Source organism: Anabaena sp. UHCC 0399 (assembly GCF_034931465.1).
In the GTDB taxonomy this organism is placed as follows: Bacteria; Cyanobacteriota; Cyanobacteriia; order Cyanobacteriales; family Nostocaceae; genus Trichormus; species Trichormus minutissimus.
The window spans coordinates 149,149-175,052 of the sequence record NZ_JAYGGZ010000006.1 but is presented as its reverse complement, the minus strand read 5'-3'; the positions used below and the strand labels follow the sequence as shown (position 1 = coordinate 175,052).

At 42.9% G+C, this 25,904-nt stretch carries 21 protein-coding genes, 1 tRNA gene, 1 other RNA gene and 1 pseudogene; 14 read left to right on the top strand and 10 right to left on the bottom strand.

The annotated features are described in order from the left end of the window. The first annotated feature begins 327 nt into the window (after positions 1-327). The 4 genes from VB693_RS05575 (at position 328) to VB693_RS05560 (ending at position 2,324) form a co-directional block, all read left to right on the top strand. Positions 328-600 (top strand): hypothetical protein, encoded by a 273-nt coding sequence (locus VB693_RS05575; protein WP_190702710.1) that lies wholly within the window; start codon positions 328-330, stop codon positions 598-600. 14 nt (positions 601-614) lie between these two features. After that, positions 615-1,286 carry an ABC transporter ATP-binding protein gene (locus tag VB693_RS05570; RefSeq protein WP_190702713.1) on the top strand — a complete coding sequence of 224 codons (672 nt, stop codon included), beginning with the start codon at positions 615-617 and terminating at the stop codon, positions 1,284-1,286. Positions 1,287-1,548: 262 nt separating this feature from the next. Continuing rightward, positions 1,549-2,097 (top strand): NYN domain-containing protein, encoded by a 549-nt coding sequence (locus VB693_RS05565; RefSeq protein ID WP_323265388.1) that lies wholly within the window; start codon positions 1,549-1,551, stop codon positions 2,095-2,097. 155 nt (positions 2,098-2,252) lie between these two features. Then, a tRNA-Asn gene (locus tag VB693_RS05560) sits at positions 2,253-2,324 on the top strand. Positions 2,325-2,630: 306 nt separating this feature from the next. Here the strand turns inward: VB693_RS05560 and VB693_RS05555 are convergent. Continuing rightward, positions 2,631-2,930, bottom strand: coding sequence for a YkvA family protein (locus tag VB693_RS05555; RefSeq protein WP_323265387.1), 300 nt, complete (start codon positions 2,928-2,930; stop codon positions 2,631-2,633). 214 nt (positions 2,931-3,144) lie between these two features. Between VB693_RS05555 and VB693_RS05550 the strand changes: the two genes are divergently transcribed. The 3 genes from VB693_RS05550 (at position 3,145) to VB693_RS05540 (ending at position 5,648) form a co-directional block, all read left to right on the top strand. Then, positions 3,145-3,882, top strand: coding sequence for a MotA/TolQ/ExbB proton channel family protein (locus tag VB693_RS05550; protein WP_190702720.1), 738 nt, complete (start codon positions 3,145-3,147; stop codon positions 3,880-3,882). 223 nt (positions 3,883-4,105) lie between these two features. Further along, positions 4,106-4,759 carry an ExbD/TolR family protein gene (locus tag VB693_RS05545; RefSeq protein WP_323265386.1) on the top strand — a complete coding sequence of 218 codons (654 nt, stop codon included), beginning with the start codon at positions 4,106-4,108 and terminating at the stop codon, positions 4,757-4,759. 520 nt (positions 4,760-5,279) lie between these two features. Then, positions 5,280-5,648, top strand: a complete 369-nt coding sequence (locus VB693_RS05540; protein WP_323265385.1) for a phage holin family protein — start codon at positions 5,280-5,282, stop codon at positions 5,646-5,648. 109 nt (positions 5,649-5,757) lie between these two features. Here VB693_RS05540 and psb29 read toward each other — a convergent pair whose 3' ends face one another. Continuing rightward, positions 5,758-6,465, bottom strand: coding sequence for a photosystem II biogenesis protein Psp29 (psb29, locus tag VB693_RS05535; protein WP_323265384.1), 708 nt, complete (start codon positions 6,463-6,465; stop codon positions 5,758-5,760). Between the two features lie 223 nt (positions 6,466-6,688). Between psb29 and VB693_RS05530 the strand changes: the two genes are divergently transcribed. Together VB693_RS05530 and argC are read left to right on the top strand one after the other, a co-directional pair. Continuing rightward, positions 6,689-8,146, top strand: a complete 1,458-nt coding sequence (locus VB693_RS05530) for a GTP-binding protein (protein ID WP_323265383.1) — start codon at positions 6,689-6,691, stop codon at positions 8,144-8,146. Between the two features lie 83 nt (positions 8,147-8,229). Continuing rightward, a complete protein-coding gene (argC, locus tag VB693_RS05525; protein ID WP_323265382.1) occupies positions 8,230-9,198 on the top strand; it encodes an N-acetyl-gamma-glutamyl-phosphate reductase in 969 nt (322 codons plus the stop codon). 323 nt (positions 9,199-9,521) lie between these two features. Here the strand turns inward: argC and VB693_RS05520 are convergent, their stop codons facing one another. Continuing rightward, the gene (locus VB693_RS05520) at positions 9,522-11,177 is read right to left on the bottom strand and encodes a mechanosensitive ion channel (protein WP_323265381.1); all 1,656 of its coding nucleotides are present in this window, start codon (positions 11,175-11,177) and stop codon (positions 9,522-9,524) included. Between the two features lie 412 nt (positions 11,178-11,589). Between VB693_RS05520 and VB693_RS05515 the strand changes: the two genes are divergently transcribed. Beyond that, entirely contained in the window at positions 11,590-12,042 is a 453-nt protein-coding gene (locus tag VB693_RS05515; protein ID WP_323265380.1) for an SRPBCC family protein, read from the top strand. A 47-nt stretch (positions 12,043-12,089) separates the two neighbouring features. On the opposite strand, the pseudogene VB693_RS05510 reads toward VB693_RS05515, so the two are convergent. Further along, positions 12,090-12,416 (bottom strand): annotated as a pseudogene (locus tag VB693_RS05510) (ABC transporter ATP-binding protein); the annotation flags it as partial. Between the two features lie 62 nt (positions 12,417-12,478). After that, positions 12,479-15,052, bottom strand: a complete 2,574-nt coding sequence (gene mutS / locus VB693_RS05505) for a DNA mismatch repair protein MutS (RefSeq protein WP_323265379.1) — start codon at positions 15,050-15,052, stop codon at positions 12,479-12,481. Between the two features lie 184 nt (positions 15,053-15,236). On the opposite strand from mutS, the gene VB693_RS05500 reads away from it, so the two are divergent. After that, positions 15,237-17,144: a GTPase family protein gene (locus tag VB693_RS05500; protein WP_323265378.1), complete on the top strand. Its 1,908-nt coding sequence runs from the start codon at positions 15,237-15,239 to the stop codon at positions 17,142-17,144. Positions 17,145-17,386: 242 nt separating this feature from the next. Here the strand turns inward: VB693_RS05500 and VB693_RS05495 are convergent, their stop codons facing one another. The 5 genes from VB693_RS05495 to VB693_RS05475 all read right to left on the bottom strand — a co-directional run bounded on the left by VB693_RS05495 (position 17,387) and on the right by VB693_RS05475 (position 23,234). Next, positions 17,387-18,499, bottom strand: coding sequence for an aldo/keto reductase (locus VB693_RS05495; RefSeq protein WP_323265377.1), 1,113 nt, complete (start codon positions 18,497-18,499; stop codon positions 17,387-17,389). Positions 18,500-18,623: 124 nt separating this feature from the next. Further along, positions 18,624-19,478, bottom strand: coding sequence for an AraC family transcriptional regulator (locus tag VB693_RS05490; protein WP_323265376.1), 855 nt, complete (start codon positions 19,476-19,478; stop codon positions 18,624-18,626). Positions 19,479-19,905: 427 nt separating this feature from the next. After that, the gene (locus VB693_RS05485) at positions 19,906-21,498 is read right to left on the bottom strand and encodes an alkaline phosphatase (RefSeq protein WP_323265375.1); all 1,593 of its coding nucleotides are present in this window, start codon (positions 21,496-21,498) and stop codon (positions 19,906-19,908) included. A 369-nt stretch (positions 21,499-21,867) separates the two neighbouring features. Beyond that, a complete protein-coding gene (locus tag VB693_RS05480) occupies positions 21,868-22,407 on the bottom strand; it encodes a PEP-CTERM sorting domain-containing protein (RefSeq protein ID WP_323265374.1) in 540 nt (179 codons plus the stop codon). 506 nt (positions 22,408-22,913) lie between these two features. After that, positions 22,914-23,234, bottom strand: coding sequence for a hypothetical protein (locus VB693_RS05475; RefSeq protein ID WP_323265373.1), 321 nt, complete (start codon positions 23,232-23,234; stop codon positions 22,914-22,916). Positions 23,235-23,814: 580 nt separating this feature from the next. On the opposite strand from VB693_RS05475, the gene VB693_RS05470 reads away from it, so the two are divergent. The 3 genes from VB693_RS05470 to ssrS all read left to right on the top strand — a co-directional run bounded on the left by VB693_RS05470 (position 23,815) and on the right by ssrS (position 25,717). Beyond that, the gene (locus VB693_RS05470) at positions 23,815-24,303 is read left to right on the top strand and encodes a pentapeptide repeat-containing protein (RefSeq protein WP_323265392.1); all 489 of its coding nucleotides are present in this window, start codon (positions 23,815-23,817) and stop codon (positions 24,301-24,303) included. Continuing rightward, on the top strand, positions 24,303-25,469 hold the full coding sequence (locus tag VB693_RS05465; RefSeq protein ID WP_323265372.1) for a 5-(carboxyamino)imidazole ribonucleotide synthase: 1,167 nt from the start codon (positions 24,303-24,305) through the stop codon (positions 25,467-25,469). Before VB693_RS05470 ends, VB693_RS05465 begins: the two co-directional genes overlap by 1 nt. Positions 25,470-25,533: 64 nt before the next feature. After that, positions 25,534-25,717: non-coding RNA, 6S RNA (ssrS, locus tag VB693_RS05460), on the top strand. Positions 25,718-25,904 lie beyond the last annotated feature (187 nt).

The following is a 25,904-nucleotide window of genomic DNA, read 5'->3' as shown; positions in this document are numbered from 1 at the left end:
GAAAACAAATCTCCAAATCTTTATAAGTACGGTTTTGTCTGTAGATTTGCATGAGTTAGCTATCTACAACAGGAATGTTACCAGATTGTCAATCTAGTTTACAATTTTTTACTGACTCTAATAATTCTAGGTGCAAATCGCTAATTTTTCCAGTGGCTAATGGGAATAATTTTATTTTTGATACAGAAATTATGAGAGATTAGGTGCTGGAGGGGGAAAAAAGAGCAAAGGTGAACAACTAAATTGCCAATGCCCAATGCCCAATTCCCCATTCTCAATTCCCATAACGCTAAAATGAGTCCTACAGTTATATATAGTTACTGCTAAATGCTTACCATTGACTTAACCATCAGAAATACGCCTTTTCCTGTAACAGTGCAACGTAAGACAGCAGAAGACGCTGAAGCCGTTTATCAGCTAATTTTAGCGGCTATGCGTTCTGGGAATCCTGACATTGTAGAACTTAAGTGTGAAGGCAAAACAGAGAAGAAAATCGCTGTTCGTGCCACTGAAATTACCGGAGTCCAGATTACCGAAAAAGATGGTGTCAGCACCAGTAGTGGCAGAGCTCCAGGATTTTTTGCCTTAGCTGGTGAGTAACCCAAGGTGTACTCATGGCGGAAGCGGGCATTCTAGTTAAAGATTTACAGTTCAGTTGGCCTAATGGTGAGACAGCAATTCAATCTTGCTCTTTGGAAGTACCCAGAGGCGAATTTTGGATGCTGTTGGGTACAAATGGCAGTGGCAAATCCACATTACTCCGTCTGCTGGCGGGACTTTTAGCTCCCAAATCTGGAGATATTCGGGTTTTACATCCTGTTGGTTTTGTCTTCCAAAATCCCGACCATCAACTAGTGATGCCAACTGTGGGTGCGGATGTAGCTTTTGGTTTGGTTGAAGAAAAACTGCCAACAACTGCGGTGAGAGCAAGGGTCAAAGAGGCATTAGGGGCAGTAAACTTGAGTGCTTTTCAACTACGCCCAATTTATGCCCTCAGTGGGGGACAAAAACAACGGGTAGCCATAGCAGGAGCGATCGCCCGTCATTGTGAAATCTTATTATTAGATGAACCCACAGCGTTACTCGATCCAGATAGCCAATTGGACTTAGTAGCTAGTGTCCGCAACCTAGTGAAAAGTAGGGGTATCACTGCTTTATGGGTGACACACAGATTAGACGAGTTGAATTACTGTGATGGTGCTTTCTTACTAGAAAAAGGCCAACTTATAGATAGTGGTGAACCTCAGCGTCTTAAACAACGGTTGATGAATATAAATGGGGAATAGGGAATAAAAAGTCAAAAGATTCTTTTCGCTTGCCTTTTTACGAACCTAACTCTTCCCAGTCCCCAATTCGTCAATAATTTCTAACAACTGCGACGCGCCCTTAAAAGACGCGTCGCAGTTGTTAGAACAGGTTTTTTAGGCAACCTTTGCAATTAAATTACATTATTTTGTTCTTTGTAACATAGTGTTACAAGCAATGCTTCTATTACTATAAAAGTTATGAATGGATCTTGTTAACTCTAGAATATTGTGATTAAAAACCATGCCCCGTTCCCTATCCCCAGCCGTCTTGTTAGTAGACGGCTACAACATAATTGGTGCTTGGCATTGCCTTAAAAAAACCCGTGACACTGCTGGACTAGAGGCGGCTCGCTGGGAACTTGTAGAAGCGATGACAAGTTACAGCGCATTTCAAGGTTATGAAACTCAAATAGTTTTTGATGCCCACTATCAAAATACCTCTAGTAATAGGGAAGTGATCACCCAACTTTTATCGGTTTATTACACTGATTTTGGGCAAACAGCAGACTCGTATATAGAAAAAACTTGTGCATCTTTACGTCCTCAATTTACACAAGCTCGGATTTCTCGTGTAATTGTTGCCACGTCAGACCGCGCACAGCAGTTGACAGTACAGGGATATGGGGCTGAATGGTTATCAGCACTGCAATTGTGTGGGGAAGTACAAACTACGGTTTGTCGAGTTAAACAAAGGTCTCAAGCACGCACACAATCTAAGAGTAGGTTTTTAGCTAGTAGTATTGATCCTCAAGCAAGACAAAAGCTTGCTCAATTGCGAATGGGATTGTGAAGTAAATCGACGCATTCCGACGGCTCTAGTCTGTCTCTAGAGGGGGTTTTGCCTGCGAAGAATTTGTAACTTCAGCATGAGCCAAAAATTTTTTATGAAAGTACTTGCCATCTCTTAAAGACTACGATAATATTATAAATCGTGAGAGCAATCATTCCTCAGTAGCTCAGTGGTAGAGCGATCGACTGTTAATCGATTGGTCGCTGGTTCGAATCCGGCCTGGGGAGTTTAAAAGAATAATAAAAACGAGAGGTATCTGTAAAGTTAAACTGCTAACCTTAGACTCTTAACTTTTGATTTGCAGAAATAATCGCTACCAAATCCAGAAATAACCTTTTGGATTCGTCTTTTTTGTGTATTTGTCTCTCCGTCGTGAAACAATCACTTTTTTAACACCAAATAAAAATATCCCCTACTTTGAGAATACAGATGCGAGTAATTGCCTAGACTGGGGCGGAGCATCGTCGCCTAGGTTGAAACGGAGCATCGTCGCACAACTAAAGCAGGGGTTAAGTTTAGTTTCGTATTGAAAGTTACTTGACAGATACAGCATCAACATCAACGGTGCTGTCACTTGGGTTAGAATCTGTTGAAGTATTAGTCTCACCCTTACGAGCTTTCCAACCGTCAATCACTAGCCCAGATAACTCAGTAACTAGTATTGTCAAAACTAAAACATCATCCAGTTGACCCACAACTGGCAAGAAATCCGGTGCAATATCGACGGGGCTGAGAATATAAACAATCGTACCTAAAATTACCCACCAACGGTATTTGGGGTTACGCAGTAAACCGCGATACCAGTTATATAGAGATTGGATTGAGAAGTTCATGGTTTAACCCTCCAGTTAACTTTCATTTTGACAAATTATGCTATAAACTCCCGGTGGGAATAACCGTCCTAGTTAGTTGGGAAGATGCTAATGCTTATATTGGCAAATACGTAACCGACGATTCTGTACAGGAGTATAGTAATTGTGCATTAATCTTTAAAATTAAAATGCTTTGGGATAGTTGTTTCAGCAATGGAGGGAGGAAATTTAAACAGTGGATATTTTAAATTTGTTTCAAGAAGGCGGGCCAGCCATGTGGCCTTTACTAGCTCTGTCGATTTTAGCTTTGAGTGTCATTTTTGAGAGGCTTTGGTTTTGGTCGCGAATTTTGACACAAGAAAAGGAAATAGTAGAGCGTGTACTGGATGCAGCCCAAGATAATTGGGAAGTAGCGGCAGACATTGCTCAAAGGGCGACAGATCAACCCATTGGGCGTTTTCTCTATGCTCCCTTAAATTTACAAAAAAGTGATACAGAAACATTTCGCCTAGCACTGGAATCTAGCGCAGAAGACGAAATAGCAGGGATGAGGCGTGGGGAAAAACTTTTAGAAGCTGTCATTGCTCTTGCGCCACTGTTGGGACTGTTGGGTACGGTTTTGGGTTTAATCGATTCTTTGAAGTCGATTAACATTGGCGATATTGCCACAGGGGGAGGTGCAACAGCAACTAGAGGTATTGGACAATCCTTAATTAGTACGGCGACAGGTCTAGTTGTGGCGATCGTTAGTTTGGTATTCTACCGTTTATTTCAAAGTTTTGTAGTTAATCAAGTCAAGGTTTTTCGTAAAGCGGGTAATGAATTGGAATTATTCTACCGCCAGTTTCCGGCACATTTTAGCAACAAGACCTCAGCACTTGTCTCAGAAACTTCACGGGATAGTTTGACTCCACCTAGCAAGCCAACTACCAGCAGATTTCCTCAACCACCAGAACCACCCAATCAAATTTGAATGATGTATTGGGTATTGGGTATGGGGAATAAGTTAAATTTCTCCCTCTGCCCCATCCTGCGGGTTTCGCCTTCGCGGTACTTGCTGCTATGCGCACCTGTTTTTTTCTAGTTTCCAGTCCCTAGGAGTTGCCAGGAGTTCTTTAAATTTTGACCCTTCACTTCGTTCGAGTCCAAAATTGTGAATTTTGAATTGAGATGTCCCTAGTTCCTATGCAAAAAAGATGAAAGTTAATCTACATACTCAAATTGAAGAAGCTCAAGTTCAGATTATTCCCTTAATTGATGTCATTTTTTGCATCTTGACATTTTTTCTATTGGCAGCTTTGCAATTTACTAGACAACAAGCCATAAATGTGGATTTACCACAAGCCAGCACAACTACGGCGGCTGGAATAAATTCAGCAGGTGGTAGCCAAATTGTGACAATTGATGCTATCGGTAATATTTACATAGAACAAGAAATGGTACAAAAAGCAGAATTAGAGCAAAAGTTAAGGGAGTTTTTGCAAGCTAACCCTAATGGTGTTTTGATTCTGAATGCTTCACGCACAGCAACTTACAATGATGTCATTGAAACATTAGATTTGTTACGGCAAGTGGGAGGCGATCGCGTGTCCTTGGGAATTATACCTAATTCCTCTTCTACACCCAGCACCATTTCCCCCTATTTCCCTGCAAATCCCAATTTCCCAGTTGCGCCTACAGTACCAATACCAGAAATTAACCCCAACGCCCCAACTAGCCCTAATCAATTTTCTATACCCACAACCCCCAATCAACCACCAACAGGGCAAGATATTTCACCTGTAGTGCCGAATGTACCAGCACCTCAAGTACCTGCTGCAACACCTGTAGCACCTGAGAATACTAATTAGGGAGTAGGTGACAGGTGATAGGTGACAGGTGACAGGTGAGACAATTGTCTAATCCCCAATTCTCAACCTTTCAATTTTGGATTTTAGGGGATGTTTGAAAAGTTGCAAGGGGTATAAAAATGTCATTCTGACTGGAGCGGAGCGTAAGGAGGAATCTAGGCTTTGTGGCACATACGCCAGATGTTTCTCTACGTTCCCTGCGGGACGCTCCGCGTAGCAAAGCAAGCTACAACATGACAAAGAAACACGCTTTTCAAACAACCTCTTAGATTATTCAATCCAAAATCCGTCTTGAAAAGTTTCCTACGGCGGGAAACCCGCCTACAGAACTTTCCGCAAAATCTAAAATTCTTACTTCCCAATCCCCTGAAACCTAAAGATATCCAAAATAAATTCTGAATAGAGAAAAAAGTCTGGTAACTTACAAATAATCTGCCGATGTGAGTTTTCTCTATCGATAGACTCCATAGACTAACTAATTTATCGCCAAGCACCATTTACGTTTCAGGGGTTAACGGCAATGAATCAAATTGTGACACTGTTAATTGTTTGGGTAGTCACATCTATCAGCTTGTTAATTATCAGTAAGTTGCCTTTAGGCGTTGAAGTAGACACTCCACAGAAAGCAGTTATTTCCGCAGCTGTTTTAGGTATTGTAACGGCAATAGTCAGACCAATTTTAAGTTTGATATTTGTTGTACCCGATATACTCACTTTTAACTTTTTATCGGGTGTTTTTACATTTATGATTGCCGTTGTTTGTTTTAGTATTGCTGCTTGGTTAGTAGAGGGTTTCAGCCTGCGCTTTGGTATGTGGAGTGCTGTGCTAGGGGCGTTTGCACTCACTATCATTAACAGCTTGATTTACAAGTTATTAGGTATTTTCTAGAAATAGAAGTCAAAAGTCTATAGTCCACAGTCCATAGCCAAAAGTTACTTATATCCACATAATTTAACTAATGACTACTGACTACTGACTATTGACTATTGACTATTAATTACTCATTAGAAGTTGGGGGAGTGACTGGGGTATTCAATTGTTGTTGACGTTGTTCGCGCTTTTTGCGATCGGCTGAAAGCATATCGGCCATCACAATTAGTGCTTGCGTCATTTTGTCTAAGTTGGAACGGTATAAGTCTAAATCCTTACTAAGTTTTTCGTCCGAAAGATGCAAGCCTTCAGCAATTGTTTTGAGTGCTTCATTGCGTTGCTTTTCGTCTTTAACTAGCTCAGGGTCTGAAATTTCTAGCAAAGAAAATAAACCGATCGCAAACAACCGACTGTATTTAAAGTTAGAATTGTTGGCGATCGCTTGCAGTTGCGCTTGCAATTGGGCATCTTGCTGTGCATGATTAGTTTGATTAAGCCACGCCACTAAATCATTAGCTGATAAGTTTTGGACTATAGCTTTTAACCTTTCAGCATCCTGTCTGTAGCGTTGTGGGTCTTGCTCTACAGCCTGACATATGGCATTAAAAATCGATTCTTTATCCCGTTCGGGTGTATAGCCTTCCATGAAGCGGTCAAAGGTAGTGACAACGCCCAAGGCATATATAGGATTGTAGCTAAAATCTACATTTACTAACAGTAGGTGCATTTCTACCATCAATTCCTCTACCACCCGACGATAAATTGTGTTAATCGGTCGGGTATGCAGAGAGTAGAAAGTTCGCTTTGTATCAGAGACAGTACGGACGTTATTCACAAAGAAAATATTAAGGGCGACGTTATCTTATTTTCTACTTTAAAGGATACTTTGCCAAGTTAGCTAGGGAGTGGGGTTTTAGCTAAACTTTCTGCTTAAACTTTATTTTTCTCGGCACTCCTATACCTTTGCACCCTCATACCCCTGTCTTCTTACACTAGGATCAAAGGGAAAGGTAATTATTAATTTTGAATTTTGAATTTTGAATTCGGAGTGCAGTGACGTGACTTCCATATTGCCCGAACCGCATCAAAGCGACTCACCCAACTGGGAGGAAGAACTAGATAGTGCCATTTTTAGCTTTGAAGATATTCAAGCGGAACTGAACTATAAGCAAGCACAAACGGCACTACGTAACTTAGTAGCTAGTCTCGACCTCAGACCCCAAGAAAAAGCGGGTTTAGAGTCGGAAATCGCTGATTTGGAAACTATGCTGGGTAAGTTAGACAGTATGGTAGTCCAGATTGCGGCTTTTGGCATGGTGGGACGGGGTAAGTCTTCCTTATTGAATGCTTTGGTAGGACAATCGGTGTTTGAAACTGGCCCTTTGCATGGTGTCACCCGTGCAGCTCAAAGTGTGAATTGGAGTATTAGCGAAGAAGCTATTGGAGAAACAGAACGGGCTTTAAGGGTAACTTTACCTGCTGTTGGTAAATCCCAGGTGGAATTAATTGACACCCCAGGCTTAGACGAAATCGATGGGGAAACTCGTACAGTCTTAGCGGAAAAAATAGCTAAACAGGCGGATTTGATTCTGTTTGTGATTGCGGGTGATATGACCAAGGTTGAGCATGAAGCTTTATCTCAATTGCGGGAAGCAGGTAAACCCATCATCTTGGTATTTAATAAAGTAGACCAATATCCAGAAACCGATCGCCTGACAATTTACCAGAAAATCCGGGATGAGAGGGTGCGGGAATTACTCACACCCCTAGAAATTGTCATGTCCGCAGCATCCCCACTGGTAAAAACGGCGGTATATCGTGCTGATGGGAGTAGGGGTGTACAATTGCGTGCAGGTGCGGCTCAAGTTGAAGAATTAAAGCTGAAAATTTTAGAGATTTTGCAGCGTGAGGGCAAAGCTCTAGTGGCGTTGAACACTATGCTGTATGCCGACACCGTGAATGAGCAATTGGTGCAGCGTAAGTTGATAATTCGCGAACAGAACGCCAATCAGTTGATTTGGAAGGCTGTCATGACTAAAGCTGTGGCGATCGCTCTTAATCCAGTTACGGTAGTAGATATACTGAGCAGTATAGTTATTGATATTGCGCTAATTTTAGGTTTGTCTAAACTTTATGGCATCCCCATGACCGAAGCTGGGGCTGTGCAATTACTGCAAAAAATCGCCATCAGTATGGGTGGTATCGGTGTCAGTGAATTATTGGCAAACTTAGGTTTAAGTGGGCTAAAAACCTTATTAGGTATCTCTGCATCAGCTACAGCCGGTATTGCCCTTGGCCCCTATATCTCAGTAGCTGTTACTCAAGCTGGAGTAGCTGGTGTATCTTCCTATGGTATTGGTCAAGTTACCAAGGTGTATTTAGTGAATGGGGCAACTTGGGGGCCAGATGGGCCTAAAGCTGTAATTAATCGGATTTTGTCAACTCTTGATGAAACTTCAATTCTCAATCGGATCAAAGATGAATTACTTCACAAGGTAAAATTCAAAAGAAAATAATGTAGTAGCGATGCTCAGTCTCTACAAGGTTTCTAGATGTTTAATGAGTAAATATCTCAGCAGATGACAAATCAATCATATTTATGAATAAACCTAAAATTTTCATTGACGGGGAATCAGGAACTACAGGCTTACAAATTTACTCGCGCCTCAGTCAAAGGAATGACATTGAGTTAGTGAGCATTGAGGCATCTAAGCGCAAAGAGTCTACTGAGCGAGCAAAAATCATCAATTCTGTCGATGTAGTAATTCTTTGTCTTCCTGATGATGCAGCCCGAGAAGCAGTTGGCTTGGTGATTAATAATACAGTTAAAATTCTGGATGCTAGTACCGCCTACCGCACAGATGCGGATTGGGTTTATGGTTTTCCAGAACTAAACCCAGGACAGCGAGAAAAAATCGCGAATGCTCAGTTTGTCAGTAATCCTGGCTGTTATCCTACAGGATTTTTGGCTTGTGTTCGTCCGTTAATAGCTCAGGGAATTATCCCTAATAATTTTCCCCTCACGATTAATGCCGTATCTGGCTATTCTGGTGGTGGTAAGAGTTTAATCCAAAAGTACGATACCTTTCATGAGCAGCAAAAGGGATCAACTCCAATTTATCCCTACGGTATTTATGGTTTGCAGTTTGGGCATAAACACGTCAAAGAAATGCACCAGCACGCTGGTTTAGCATCGCCACCGTTGTTTGTTCCCGCAGTCGGGGATTTTGAGCAGGGGATGTTAGTACAAATACCTTTGCCTTTATGGACTTTAGAGAATCCCCCAACAGGTGAAGTGATTTATCATGCGATCGCAGAATACTATGCAGGTGAAAAGTTTGTCCAGGTAGCTCCATTTAAAGATGCAGCTTTGCTCAGAGAGGGAACTTTCTTGGATGCAATGGCGATGAACAACACTAATATTGTGCAGGTGTTCGTTTTCGCCAATGACGCTACCCAAGAAGCCTTATTAGTGGCGCGTCTCGATAACCTAGGTAAAGGTGCATCAGGTGCAGCTGTACAGAATCTTAATATTATGTTGGGTGTTCCAGAAGATTTGGGACTTTGAGGGGACTGGGGACAAATCAAGTCAAAAGTCATAGACGCGAAAGCGGCTTCCCGGAGGGTAAGTCAAAAGTCAAAATTAAAGAACTTCTGGGGACTGGGGACTGGGAAGAATTTACTCAGCACCGGCTAAACGCCCCGCTACCGCTAACAGCACTCCCTACTCCCCACTCAGCACTCCCCACTCCCCACTCAGCACTCCCCACTCCCCACTCCCCACTCAGCACTCAGCACTCAGCACTCAGCACTCAGCACTCCCCGCTCCCCACTCAGCACTCAGCACTCAGCACTCAGCACTCAGCACTCAGCACTCAGCACTCAGCACTCTTAACTCTTCTCTTTGAAAGAAGAGAGCCACTCTTGGACTTGTTCTCGGGCGATATCTCGACCACCAAGACCAAAGGCTAAAGCAATAGCAACTGCGATCGCACCTAATAGCAATCCAAATGCTAAATTGACAATATCGCTGGCAATGCCAATCTGTTGCAATGCCATTGCAGAAACTAGGGTAATAATGGAAATTCGCGCGGCTTGACCTAAAATTTGGGCTTGGCGACTACCCGAACTAGTAATAATGTTAAAGGCGAGATTGGCGAGGAATAAGCCAATAGCAAAGACTACTAAGCCAGATAAAATGCGCCCAATAATTACCAGAATGCCAGTTACTAATGCTGTTAGTGCTGGAATATTCAGGATATTAACTGCTGCTACTGTAGCAAACAATAAAATCCCGACTAAAACCACAATACCTGCAACTTCCGATGGGGTGCGAGTAGGAATCTTAGGTGTAGGTGTACTTTCAGCATCAGAGACTGTTTGTGCTGTGGGTACAGGTAGACCGAGGATGGTGAAAATGTTATTGAAGCCTAAACTGGTGAGGATGCTGGTAACTAAATCGGCAACAAACCGCCCTAAGAAATAGGCTAGGATTAAAATTGCTATGGCTGTAAAGACAGCAGGTAAGACATTGAGAATCTGCTGTAACATTGCGATCGCAGGTAAAGAAATCGCCTCAATTTTTAAAGCATTGAGAGCAGCGATCGCCACAGGAATTAAAATTAAAATGTAGACTATCGTACCTGTGAGGGCAGATAAAGGCTGCATTCCCGAAGTAGAAGATAGTCCAAATCTACTACCTAAATGATCAACACCAGTTGTTGCTAGCAGGTTAACGACAATTCGCCGCACCACATTAGCTAAAAACCAACCAACGGCTGCAATTAACGTTGCTGCCAAGATATTGGGCAGAATTGACAGAATTTGTGTAATTAGAGCCTGTACTGGTTGTAGAGCTTCCTTGAGTCCCAGGGTGTCTAAAACTGGAACTAGAAATAGCAGAAAGATAAACCAATATAAGGCATTACCAATTGTCTGACTCAAAGACAAGCGATCAAGGCTAAGATTATCGTTCGGTTCATCTTGACTCAAACGCTCATCCAGTCTAAGTGCTTGCAACCCGCGTATTGTCACAACCTTAACGATGGACGCTAAGAACCAAGCTACCCCTAACAGAATTCCTGCGCCAACAATCTTGGGCAAAAAGCCAATCAGTTGTTCCAGAAAGCTATTAAGTGGTCGAGAAGCTACCTCTAAACCCAGAGTTTGCAAGACAGCTACGACTGTTAAGAGAATAATGCTCCAAAAGACTAAGTTGGAGATTAATTTCTCTACCTGGGGGACATCCTCACGACCTGTTATCCCAGCCGCAATCTTATTATCTATTTTTGTGCGATTAAGGATTTGCCGCGTCACGACCCCAGCCGCAGCAGCAATCAACCAACCCACCAACAAAAGAGCTGTTGCTCCCAGCAGACGGGGTGTAAACTGAATCACTTGTTGAAAAATTCCTTGCACATCAGCGATTCCTTGGTTCACTCCTGGTTGGTTTAGGGGTAAGCTGGGCGATTGCGCTAACAATGGCTGCATCTTTTGTGACCAATCTACTCCTGCTACCTGGAATATTCCTTGCCAAGCTGTGTTCATGGTTTTTCGGAATGAATAGTGTGCATGACAACACTGGAAATATTTAGTTAGTGTATTGTTTAGCACAACATATAATACTAAGTATTTCACTAGTGTTTGCGTATTAACTTACCAGGAAAAGTACGCTTAATGAATAATAAGATTAATTTTTTACTTCTCTTTTGATTAATTTACAGTCTTTAAACTAACGCTTTGTAAGTATTCGCTAACACTACTCATCACTCAGCACTCATCACTCATCACTCAGCACTCATTACTCATTACTCATCACTCATTACTCATTACTCAGCACTCATCACTCAGCACTCAGCACTCATCACTCAGCACTCAGCACTCAGCACTCTTAATGACTATTGACTATTGACTATTACTATGTACTAATCTAAATGCAGCTACCACACAAAAATCTAGAATGTCCCAAGTTTTAGAGCAATCAATTGAAATTAACGCCACAGCTACGTCAGTAGAACGCTGTTTTACTGATTTAGGATTGATGCACCGTTGGCTCAACCCTGTTTTGCGTTGTGAACCTGTGGGTGAAACTTGGAGTACAGAGATAGGTAGTAAAAGCCGCTTTTTGATTCAAATACCCCTAATGCAACCCACCTTAAACAGTTTGATTGTAGAACGCCAACCGGGCTTAGTCGTGTGGGAATTTCAGGGATTCTTTCAAGGACGCGATCGCTGGGAATGTCAACCCACACCACAAGGTACACTATTACTAAACCGATTTGAGTTTGAGATTCCTAACCCTATAGTCAGTTGGGGATTCAACACCTTCGCCGCTAAATGGACAAAAGAAGATATGCAAGCACAGCTACGTCGCCTCAAACGAGTAGCGGAAGAAGTACAAATTAATCCTTAGTAATTACCATGCTTTTAGACAAGATTTCATCATCATTAATTGGCAAATTTATTAACGAAAAATCCCACTCTTTGTAAAGCGCGAACAGTCCACAGTGCAGCAATACCCTCACCTATCAGATTAATTTCTCCTTTCGGTGGTGTATGCAGATGAAACTCTCCAGAAAAAATATCAAACTCCACACCTTCACTCTTGAAAGCATCAGAAAACGCACCACTTAATACTAAATCTTCTGGTGCGCCAACGTGTAAAATACCATTAGTTGTTAATAGCCAAACTTGGTCAGCTAAACGCAAAGCCAAATCTAAATCGTGGGTAGGAAGCAGAAATGCTTGATGAGTTTCCCGTGCTAACTGATGCAACAATTGCACTAACAGGCTGGAACTTGCAGTCTAAATAATAGGATAAATTTGTCAAGAAATATTAATGATTTCACCTACTCTAAATTCTGCAACCCGATCGCAATTTTACTGTGTTTTTCGATTTGCCCCATTACTTGTTTTGCCCGTTGAATTACTACCGCAGGTAAACCCGCCAACCGTCCCGCTTCAATCCCATAGGATTTATCAGCACCTCCTGGTTGGACTTGGTGTAGAAAGATAATTTGATCTGGTAATTCTTTCACTGTCACCTGATAGTTAGCAACATTAGGTAACATCGCCGCTAATTCATTTAATTCATGATAGTGAGTTGCAAAGATTGTCCGCCCCTGGATTTCTGTAGCTAGATATTCGGCTACCGCCCAAGCAATAGAAAGCCCATCAAAGGTAGCTGTTCCCCGACCAATCTCATCTAACAAAATTAGGGATCTAGCTGTGGCGTGGTTGAGAATATTGGCTGTTTCATTCATTTCCACCATAAAGGTAGATTGACCTGTCGCTAGGTCATCAACTGCACCCACGCGGGTGAAAATGCGATCGCATACTCCCAAATTTGCCGACTTAGCCGGGACAAAACTGCCAATTTGCGCCATTAGCTGAATTAATCCCACTTGACGCAGATAGCAACTTTTACCACTGGCGTTTGGCCCAGTCAAAATAACCAGGTCTGGTAGAGCCGGATGATTTTCTGTACTACTTCCTAATTCCGTTGAGTTAGGGACAAAAAACCCCGCAGGTAAGGACTGTTCTACTACAGGATGGCGACCATCAACAATTTCTATTTCCCGTCCAGGAATCATTTCGGGACGACAGTAACCTTGCTGCACCGCCAATTCAGCCAAACCACACAGCACATCGGCGGCGGCGACAGCGCGGGAAAGGTTGCGAATTACTTCCGCTTCTTTGGCTATCTCTTCCCGCAGTGCTACAAACACCTCATATTCCAACTGATTCAAATCATCTCGTGCTGTGAGAATCCGGGCTTCTCGTTCTTTGAGTTCTGGAGTGATGTACCGTTCCTCATTGGTGAGGGTTTGCTTGCGAATGTAATTATCGGGTACTTGGTCAGATTTGGCACGGGAAATACTAATGTAGTAACCAAAGGTTTTATTAAATCCTACCTTCAGTGTAGGTACTCCTGTTCTAGCCCTTTCATCTACTTCTAAATTCGCAATCCATTGCTGGTCTGCTTCTACCGTCGCCTTTCTTTCATCCAACTGAGGATTAACCCCAGCACGAATTAAGCCCCCGTCCTTCAGGTGTATCGGTGGTGATTCTACCAAGTGGGCGTGGATATTCTGCGCCAATTCTTCTAAAATCGGTGGCACTTTTTGCAATGCTTTGAGGAAAGGAGAACGCGCATCAGCTACTAATTGGGCTAATTCTGGCAAACGTGCGAGAGAATCAGCCAAAGCCGCTAAATCTCTCGCGTTAGCAGTTCCTGAACTTGTTCTACCTGTGAGTCGTTCTAAGTCGTAAATCTGCCGCAATAATTGCCGCAAATCTTGACGTAAAGGTGTATTTTCCTTGAGTTCTTGAATAGTATCTTGCCGCGCCCGAATGCCTTTAATATCTAGTAATGGTTGCAACAACCACCGCCGCAAAGCCCTAGTACCCATTGCGGTGCTAGTTCTATCTAATGCCCAAAGTAGAGAACCGTGAAAAATGCCATCACGGACTGTTTGAGTAATTTCTAAGTTGCGGCGGGTTTGGTGGTCAACAATTAGGTAATCGGTGATGGTGTAGGTGCGGAGTCTTTGCAGAGAGATGGGTTTTTCTTTTTGGGTATCTTCCACATATTCCAATAGCCCACCAGCCGCCCGTACAGCCAAGGGGAGATGATCGCAACCTAAACCTTCTAGCGATCGCACTTTAAATGTCTGCAATAATTTACTTCTAGCCTCTCCCTGAGAAAAGGGGACTTGCGATCGTAAACTATAACAAAATGATGGTGGTAAACACTCTGGTAAATGGGGCGAAGTTTCCCCAGGACGCAGCAAAGTACCCAAATCAGGCGCATTGGTGGGAACTAATACCTCGGAAGGCTGCAAGCGCATGAGTTCCTGGGTGAGATGTTCTAAATCACTATCTTGGGTGGTGAGAAATTCCCCGGTAGAGATATCTGCATAGGCTAAACCCCAGTGATTTCCCGCAATTACTACAGCCGCCAAGTAATTATTACGACTTGATTTCAGCATTCCTTCTTCTAGCAATGTCCCAGGGGTGAGGATGCGCGTCACCTCCCGCCGTACCAAACCCACCGCCTCAGAAGAGTCTTCCACTTGGTCACAAATCACTACGGCGTAACCTTTCTCTACCAGTTGGGTAGTGTAGCGTTCCCAAGCGTGGTGAGGTACACCAGTCATGGCGATGCGACCAACTTCACCGCCGTGTTTGCTAGTAAGAACTAATTCTAATTCTCTCGATACTGTGACCGCATCTTGGAAAAAAGTTTCAAAAAAATCGCCTACCCGATACAGCAACAGCGCATGAGGATGTTTATCTTTGACCTCAACATAGTGCTGATACATTTTACTCAGCTTACTACGGTCTACCTGTCGCGTGTCGGTATGCGGCCCTGTGGAATGATTGGGTTCTTTCGGCTGGATATCAGAGTCAGAAACGGTCATAGGATAGATGCTAGAATTTACGCACGCCAAAGCCACAATATCCGATGATAACGTGATGTGGAAATTTCAGGGCGATCGCGTAAGGTTTTTTTATATCACTTATCTCTAACTTCTCAGAAATCCTTTTAGGTTACTAGAGTGAAAATAGCAGTATTAGCAATCTAACTCAAGTAGGTATAAGATCATGGTGCGTTTAAAACCGTGGCAGTGGGTAGTATTGGCCGTCCCCATCGCCTCCATCATCATTTTCTTACTGGTATCCGCCGGGATGCAGATCCATCAATGGGGACTCAATTGGATTTGGGGTGTGTTCACACTGGTATTTGTGGGTTGGCGTTGGTTGTTGGTGCGGTGGACTCAACCCGCAATCAAACAAGTAGAAGCCGCACTCGCAGAAGTCCGTGAAGAACTAAAATCGACCGTTGCAGATACCACCACACCAGTCAGCAGTGATGCTACACAGCAAGCCGAAGCCGCACTCCAAGAAATTCTGACAGTTGCCCAAAGCGATCGCCCGATTTGGGAAGATTGGGCAACTTTTTGGCAACGCTGTCAAGATTTGGTGGTGGCTGTAGCCCGGATTTATCATCCAGAAGTGCAATATCCTTTACTAAATATCTACCTTCCCCAAGCTTATGGACTGATTCGAGGAACAGTGGATGATGTAGATCAGTGGATGCAAAAGTTATCACCTGCACTCAATCAGGTGACAGTTGGGCAAGCCTACCAAGGCTACGAGGTCTACCGCAAGTTAGAACCATCAGCCCGAAAGCTTTTACGGGCTTGGGGTTGGGCGCAGTGGCTATTAAATCCTGTAGCAGCTGTAGCTAACCGTGCTACTAAGGGCTATTCTAATCAGGCAAATCAGCAATTATTGGGGAATTTGGGACAATTATTCCGAGAAGCTACTTTGAGGAATTTGTGTAGACAGGCGATCGCACTTTACGGTGGTGATATTTTACCCACAGCCGCAGTTTCTACACCAACTCTACCGAAAACCAAAACCCAAACTCTGCAAAATATCCTATCCGAAGCCGAACCAGTCGAGAAAGTCGAGCAAAAACCTCTCAGTATTTTACTCGTAGGGAGAACAGGCGCAGGGAAAAGCAGCTTGATTAACACCATATTTCAAGGGGATCTCGCAGAAGTTGACGTTTTACCCAGCACAGACCAAATTCAAGACTATCATTGGCAAACCCAAGACGGCGAAACCCTCCATCTCTGGGATACGCCAGGTTACGAACAAGTCAAGCGGGAAGATTTACGTCAAATGGTGTTAGACTACGCCACTAACGCTGATTTATTGCTGTTGGTTAATCCCGTGCTTGATCCCGCCTTGCAAATGGATGTAGACTTTTTGCAAGCAATTAAGGCAACCATTGCAGATATCCCGGCGATCGCAGTTGTCACCCAGGTAGATCGTCTGCGTCCCATCCGAGAATGGCAACCCCCCTATGATTGGCAATGGGGCGAAAGACCAAAGGAAATCGCCATTCGAGAAGCTATAGCCTATCGTGCGGAATTATTAGGTGAATTTTGTAATTTAGTTTTACCTGTGGTTACTAGTGATTTGCAAACAGGGAGAATTGCTTGGGGAATAGATGCTTTATCTTTGGGATTAATAGAAGCGATCGCACCTGCAAAGCAACTCAGACTAGCCAGGTTTTTGCGCAACCTAGAAGCCCGTACTGTAGCGGCTGCCAAAATCATCGATCACTACACCTTTCAAATGGCAAGCACCCAAGGATTAACTGCACTACTAAAAAGCCCTGTGTTACAGTTTATCGCTACATTGTCAACAGGTTCTCCCACTTTGGCTTACATCCTAGCTGAACAAATACCAGTAGAACAGTTACCGATTGTCATTGGTAAACTCCAGATGGCTTATGATTTATTCTCCCTGTTGCGGACAGAGGACTCTCACCCAGTTAAATTTGACCTATTATCTCTATGGCCGCTACTGTTAGAAAACCCTACCACACCAGATCGCAATGCCTGGGCATTTGGTCACGCCCTTGTAGAATACTGGACGCAGAATTTAACTATGCAACAACTCCGGCAACGCTTTGACTACTATTTGCAGCAAGCTTGATGACTTTTCACGGAATCTGGAAAACCCCTCTCCAAACCTCTCCCCTACAATTGTAGAGACGTTGCATGCAACGTCTCTACCTTTTCCCCCTTCCCTAGTAGGGAAGGGGGTTAGGGGGTTAGGTTTCGCGTTAGCTTTTCCACATAACGTGAAAAGTCAGGCTTCTCTCCCCTCCCTTACCCTACGGGTTCTGCCTTGCAATACGCATTTGAATTTTATCCCTCAATTCACTATCATCTTTACTAAGAAACGCCCCCACCCATTGACTGAATTAACACATCGGGTTTGTACCCAATCGGCTTAGATCCAACCGTTACGCCGCCGTGAATCATACCTTGAATTTCTGAACCAAAGAAGCTGTAAGGAAATTGCGGTTCGGGGCGACTGATCGCTTCCAGACGATCAGCTAGTTCGCGGGGAATATCAAAAGAGAGTGCTTTGAGATTATCTTCTAGTTGCGATCGCTTAGTTGCTCCAATAATCACCGATGCAATCCCAGGACGATTTGCTGTCCAGTTGACCGCAACTTGAGCCATACTGCGCCCTAGTTCCTGCGCCACCGTTTCGAGTTCTGCTACAATTTTCCAGTTGCGATCGCTAAATTTCTGAAATGCAGGATTTGGGACACCTTGAACTGTCTCTAGTCTTCCAACTCCCGTAAATCCACCCTCACTGGCCTTGTACTTCCCACTGAGAAGACCACTCCCCAACGGACTCCACACCATCGTCCCCATTCCCAGTTCTAGACCGAGGGGAATAAATTCCCGTTCAATGTTACGCTCAATGAGCGAGTATTCGAGTTGGAGCGTGCAAAGCGGTTCATAATTGCGCCACTCGGCTATAGTTTGCGCTCGTGCTACATACCAGCTTGGCGTATCGCTCAGTCCAATGTACCGCACTTTACCCGAACGAACTAAATCATCCAGTGTTCGCATAACTTCTTCGACTGGGGTAATCATATCCCAAGTATGGAGAATAGAGAGGTCTATATAATCAGTCCCTAACCGTTGCAGTGAACCTTCCACCGCCCGCAAAATATTTTTGCGTCCGTTCCCGCCTGCATTCGGGTTTCCTGGTTCGGCATTGTAGCTAAACTTAGTCGTGATGACAACGCGATCGCGGAGGTTACGCTCTGTCATAAATTTACCTAACCAAGTTTCGCTAGTACCATTTGTATATAAATCTGCTGTGTCAATAAAGTTACCACCTGCATCAACGTAGGTATTGAACATTTGGCGGGCGGTGTCTTCATCCGTTCCCCAACCCCATTCAGTCCCGAAGGTCATCGCACCAAGGGCGAGACGGCTAACGCGCAGTCCAGAACGTCCTAGGGTGTAGTAAGTGTTGAGAGACATATTTGTAACTCCTTAATGAGTATAAAAATGGTTGATTCTCTTGTTAAATACAATTTAGAGAATATCTTGCCAGCATTCATGCCTGATTCTTGCGGGGTTATGTCAAAATCATGCTCAATTAAATTTAAATACTGTTGCGAAATTGCTTTGGCGTTACCCCGGAAAACTTACGAAATTGGGCAGTAAAATGACTGGGATTAGCAAAACCTACCTGATAGGCAATTTCTGCCGACGAAAATCGCGTCACTTTTAGCAATACTTTTGCCCGTTGGATTCGTCGTTGGAGAATATAGCGGTGTGGCGGTTCTCCTATTAAGGCTTTAAAGGCACGGGCAAAATGAAACTGACTCATGGGGACTAATGCAGCTAGTTGTGCGATCGCTAAATCACCAGCTAAATTGTCTTCAATATAATCTTTGATTTGCTTCAGCTTTAACGCATCAATGGCATCAGTTTTTGTGGGAGTAGATTTACTCAATACTCCACTGTAGTTTCGTAGTAGATGCACAGCCAGCAAATTCCGCAACGACTCGACATATAGATTGCCTGCCAAACCACGACTGACTACCTCAGACTTCAACAACTGCGCCACATTTAAAATAATTGGATCTAGAAAAATCACCCGGTGTTGCAACTCAAACGGAGTAGACAATCCGCTTTCATCTGCCAGTCGGTTGAGTAAGCACGGCGATAGCATCAAATTTACGTATTCACTCTCCTTTTCCCGCCGATGCCATACCAACTCACGCTCCGCATACACAAACACGCTGCCGGCAGGCATAGAAGTAGTTTGCGGCTGACCCCCATCTACTGACCAAGTAACACGTTCATGGGGAATAAACGCCACACTAATAGCGTGTTTGGGCATCGCAAAGTCAAAATCTCCCACGGTTTCTAATCGACCATACTCAACAATCAATTCATTCCATTCGGCTTTGAGAATTGCAGCTGTTTGTTGGGGCTTGGGTTGCTGTATCAAAGAATTAAATAGATATTTTATACCTTAATATTTATATACCTTAAGTAGTAGTTCATCAAGTTTGAATTGATGGATAAACAAGTTTGTAGTAAGGACTTTAGTCCTGATTTTTCTAAGGACTAAAGTCCTTACTACAAACCATCAAAACTAACTTGACACAGTAGTAGTCTCAATTTTGGAGTTCCCTCATACTAATGTTTGAACCTCTCCCGTAGCGTTGCGGCTAAGGTGTACACACATCTTTGTGCTGAGTGCAAAATGTGGTTTGATCCCCCTAAATCCCCCTTAAAAAGGGGGACTTTGATTCTAGTTCCCCCATTTTTAAGGGGGGTTAGGGGGGATCAAAACGATGTGGAATAAGGTTATCAGACTTGTGTATACACCGTAGCGTAGCGTTGCGGGGAGAGGGGTTAAATCAGGTTGATAATTAGACGACTTGCCTAACTCCAGGAATACCGTTGTCAACTACAAACGAAGCACGGTTACTAATCGTCCCAAATGGTGTTAGCACATTTGACATCACCAGATAGTCTGACCTCCAAGTGCTGGGAGTCACTGTACAACGCACATATCCCCGTTGACCGTTGTAGAACTTAATGTGGGGGTTATCTGGTAAGTATGCTTGAACATTCGGATTTATATCAACACCATCACCACCAGAGCTAATTGAGGTAGAGACAAATTCACTACCCAGTGTGGCAGATTCTGGATTATCAAAGTTAGCCTTGAGATTCATTGCCCAGTTAGAATGCACATCCCCTGCTAAGGAGACTGGATTAGATGGTTGACGCTGTGCCAGAAAAGCCATCAGGCGATCGCGCGAAGCCACATACGCATCCCATTTGTCCATGCTGACAACTTGACCTTCTCCCGGTAGAAAGTCTCTCTGAGCAATGGGAACTTGCTGCGCCAAAATATTCCATGTCGCTGCTGATTTATCTAAGCCATCATACAACCAACTTTCTTGCGCCTGTCCCAGAATTGTGGCTTGGGGATCAAAAACTTCTGGACAACGTTCCTTGCTACCATCACCACAGGGTTGATCAGTGCGGTACTGCCGAGTATCTAAAACATTGAATGTAGCCAGATTCCCAAAGTTTAACCGACGGTAAAGCTGCATATCAGGGCCGACTGGTCGGGAGAAGGGACGCAGGGGCATATGTTCATAGTACGCCTGATAAGCGATCGCTCGCCGTTGTGCGAAGATAGCTGGATCTTGATCTGGTTCAGTATCGATTTCTGAGATCAAGTTGGCGTAGTTGTTTTCTACCTCGTGGTCATCCCAAGTCACAATCCAGGGGAAGGCTGCATGGGCTGCTTGGAGATGAGGATCGGTTTTATAAAGAGCATGACGGTTGCGGTAATCTTCCAAGGTGAAAATTTCTGTACTATTATGCTGTCTAGGCCGAGTTAGATTAATCCCTCCCTCATAGATGTAGTCACCCGCAAAAAATACTAAGTCGAGGTCATCCTCAGCCATGTATTTATAAGCAGTGTAATATCCTTGCTCATAGTGTTGGCAGGATGCTATGGCAAACTTCAATAGATTTGAGGAACTACCAGACGCGGGAGCAGTCCGAGTCCGACCAATGGGGCTAGCTTCGCTACCAACGTTAAAACGATACCAATACCAAGTATGAGGTGAGAGTCCTTCCACTACCACCCGTACAGAGTGAGCCAGTTCTGGAGTTGCCAGTACAGTCCCTCTGGAAATAATGCGCTTCATGTTGGAGTCGGTGGAAACTTCCCAGCGAATTGGTACATTCACAGGCGGCATTCCACCGCCATTTATAGGTTCGGGAGCTAGTCGAGTCCAGATGACGATGCTGGTGTCATAGGGTTCGCCTGATGCCACACCCAGTTTAAAAGGATAGTCGGAAAATCTACCTTTAGCGATCGCTTGTTGATGAGGAAATTGGCTGGCAATAGCTAAACCTGTAAATGCTCCCGCTCCAATAATTAAGTTGCGTCGTTTGATGCGACTTTGCAGGAACTTCTGAACATTATGGTAATCTACCATCCTCTTACTCCTGACTAAAAATAAGTTAAAGGAATGCAACAGCTAACACAAAAAAGGCAGGGTAGTTTCTCCCTTACCAAACTCATATTTAAATTCCCAGTTTCTCAACTGGTATCAATGTGTTAGTTGTTCTATCTGCACGTCAAAACTTACTAGCTAGAGATTAATTTTTGACAAAGAAACAGTTAATATAAATTTAATTTTTTGATATTATTAAATTTATTCAAATACAAAAATAACATTTAAAGTAAAGTGTACAGAAAAATGAAGAATGAACTATGCAGCCATCATTCTTCATTTTGAATAATACCACTACAATTATCTATTTTGCCATTGTGTGGGGATGAATTTTGATCCATTTAAGCAAGATTAAGCTTTGGTCTTTTCCATTGCTATGTCCTTTCTTTTCATCATCAAGGTGACACTACCAACTAATAAAAAGCCTCCTAATATTGTAGGCTCAGGTACTTTTCTATAAGAAACCGTACCAGATATAAATTCAGCGTCTGGGGAATTTATGGAGTAACGTGTAAAATCTTCCCCAGCGATTTCATATCTGATAGAACTAGCCGGATTGGCTTTATCATCAAATTGATAGTTTAATGCTAAAGATGTTCTGCCTGTAGAAAAAATGGTGGGATAGACTATAGGGAATTCTGGGTAGTTAAGATCATCTGTTTCGGTGTAAACATTAGAATCACCGTCAAATTGGAAGGAAAGGGACTTAAGGATTGCTACATCATCGATGAAAGTTGAGTCATCAAAGCTAAAAAATCCATTTCCTCTCGTGGTAGGACTATCAACTGTAAAAGCATAATGAACAATCGCCGCAGATGCTGAATTTACATCTACACTAGCCAAACCCAAAGCTAAACTAGCAGCAAGGACTAATTTTGAACCCAATTTCATCTCTGTTTTCCTCACTATAAACTTCTGTTAGCGATGCACACTACAAACTATACAAGCGTTATATCTCGCGTTTTACTTACCCCTTTTGATTTTCAAATGGGAGTTCATCACCGATAAAATCCGTGAGAAGAATTAAGTTATTCTCCCTTTTGAAAACAAAGAAATAAAGGACTATTTTTTTGGAACTAATCTATATTGAGGTTATGAGTTTAAGTAGAATTTAATTAGAGGTAAAATATAGAAAATAATTAATAAATCACGGCGAGAAGTTGTGAAGTAAGAAGAAAGGCGCGGATAACCAGAACTATGTAAAGAAACGTAAAGCCAACTAAAATCCAATATGATTTCAGTTAAAAATTATTTGTGGAGATAACTAGTCTTACAAGACGCGATTTATCGCGTCTCTACACAAAGAGGTTGGGTTTAGGAAGTTTAAATTAAAAACTGCTCTGGCTGAAGAGGATACCAAGAGCAGTATACGAGGAGTAATAACACAATTGAATAATCTAGACATCCTCTGGTTCAAGTTGAGCCACTGTAACTGCATTGACAGCAAAAGCAAAAACTAATGGCATGGGACATCTGAGTACAAAAGTAGAAATAACTGCTATCACCGTACTAATCACTGCTGAAGTTGACCAAATTTTTTCTTCAAATGTCAGTCCCTTCTCAGATTTAATTCCTCTGAGGACATGATTGGGAATTGGTTCAGGCATGACACATCCCGGAGGAAATGCCCAGTAATTGTTACGCCGCTCTACAAATAGTTCTGTCCAGCCATTTTCTTCGCACCATGCTTCGATCCAGTCAATAGAGTAGTGTGTCATAATTGCAGTTACTTATTCGGCTTGTTGAATTTGTTTAGTTAGGGACAATAAATCTGCTCAAGATTTATCAGAAGTTCAGCAGTCACTATAAAACTACGGTTAATACTCCCCATATAGAGCTTGTTAAGCATTCCGAAACATCATCAAATTGTTTTCGATCACGCTTAATGCTCACCATGATTAAAAGACTAACAGCCTATCTTCCCTGCTAAACGGAAACGACAATAAACTTTACTTGGGAAATATTAACTTGAAGAAATGTAAATTTTATAGCGATCGCAAAATCTCAATTAAAACTATTTATATCGTAAAACGCAAACATTGAAATCAAGAATTGTAAATTAGTGGGTGAGCAATTGCTTAATTTTTTTACGTAATTGAAATATATCTGACTAGAGAATCATTTCTCCACTTATCTAGCTCACCCTATAGTCATAAATAGCGGCATATTTTAGCTGTCAGGACACGCCCATCGTAGGCGAGAGCCAAACTTTTATGACAAAATGTTAAGGTGTTAGTGATCCAAAACACCTGAAGATGGGGAATATACAAGATGAAACACCAAATTAATTACCTCAAGATGTTTTGGCGGCAAGGCTTGGTGTTATTGTTGGGGATCATAGTCTTATGCTTGCCCTTTCCAGCATGGGCAGTAGATTGGACGCATCCTTTATCATTTAGCAATGCAGAATTATCTAGACATGATTTTTCTGGTGATAGTTTACAAGCGGCGGAGTTTTCTAACGCCAACTTAGAAATGACTAACTTTGTCGGTGCTGATTTGCGGGGAGCAGTATTAAGTGCTTCTGTAATGACAAACGCAAATCTCCACGGAGCAGATTTAACTAATGCAATGGTGGATCAGGTAAACTTAACAGGGGCTGATTTAAGCGATGCCGTTTTTAAAGAAGCTATTTTACTCCGTGCCATCTTTAATAATGTGAACCTAGAAGGCGCAGACTTTACTGATGCAATTTTAGACAAGGCACAAATCAAAGAACTTTGTACAAAAGCTAGCGGAGTAAATTCTCAAACAGGCGTAGAAACTCGTGATTCTTTGGGATGTTAATGAAGCGTATAGGTGTAATTGGTGGTGGACAGCTAGCCTGGATGATAGGAGATGCAGCAAATAAGCTGGGGGTAGAGTTGATAGTGCAGACTCCTAGCAGTCAAGATCCTGCTGTGGCGATCGCCCATGATACTGTGTTAGCAGAAGTTGATGATGCTGATGCCACAAAAGTTTTAGCAGCCAAAAGCGATGTTATCACCTTTGAAAATGAATTTGTCGATTTAGAGGCTTTATCTCTGCTTGCAAAGCAAGGTGTCTGCTTCCGTCCCAGGTTAGAAGCTTTAGCACCACTATTAGATAAATATCATCAGCGTTGCTATTTAAGAGATTTAGGGCTACCTGTACCGCAATTTTTTGCAGTCGAACAGCAGGAAGATTTAACAGCAGAAATTGCAGACTTAGGTTTTCCCCTAGTGCTGAAATCTCGCCGTCACGGTTATGACGGACAGGGAACTTTTATCATTCGTGATTTAGCTACCTTGCAAGAGAAACTAGAGTTAAATCACAAAAATCCAACTCTATTTTTAGTAGAAGAATTTATCCCCTTTGAACGGGAACTAGCGGTAATTGCTGCCCGTTCCGTAGATGGTGAAGTTGTCATCTATCCAGTGGTAGAAACACAGCAAGAACAACAGGTATGTCGGCGAGTGATAGCCCCTGCGGATATTACACCCGAACAAGTCGCCACAGCAGAAGCGATCGCCTATAAATTATTAAACAGCCTCCAATTTGTCGGCGTGTTTGGTATCGAACTATTTCTCACAACTGACCGGAAAATATTAGTCAACGAAATAGCCCCCCGTACCCACAATTCCGGGCATTTTTCCCTAGACGCTTGTGCAACTTCCCAATTTGAGCAGCATCTGAGAGCAGTTAGTGGTATGCCTTTGGGTAATCCGGCCTTGCAGTGTACAACTGCTGTCATGGTCAACTTATTAGGCTATGAAACCTCTCACAGCGACTACCAAAGCAAACGCCAGCAATTAGCAGCAATTCCCCAAGCACACGTCCACTGGTACGGTAAAACAGAATCTCGTCCAGGACGCAAACTAGGACACGTCACCGTTTTGTTAGAAAATCATAACCAAGCGATGACCTACGGTCGGTCGGAGACTATCGCCTCTCAAATCGCCCACACCGTAGAATCTATCTGGTACTCCAGTTGATGACTGAAATGATGCCCAATTTCCAATTTGTACACAATCGGTTTTGAAAAGCTATAATGAGTGAGTTGCACTGCGACGTTGGTGACTGCCATCAAGTTTTTTGATCTATGTCTTTAAGAAAAAGGGAACTAAATGTCTCTCGTGGCAGTAAACCGGGCGTGTACCCGGAAACTTTAAACGAGTAAAATCTGTTCCCCCCTGGTTTAACCAGGTCATAAACTTAGGTAAAACGGCGTCGCGGTGAACTCAAAATTTTAAGCTCCCAATTTTATTAAAACTGGGGGCTTTAATATTTCTTATGTAGTCGTCTTGAACTGCATACACCAATAACTGGTCAAGAAGGGGCTAAAGGTTAGAGGCTAAATATTAGGTAAACATCTTAGGGGATATTCATCTCTAGTTGTATCAGATGATTCTTAATTGGGTACAAAACAG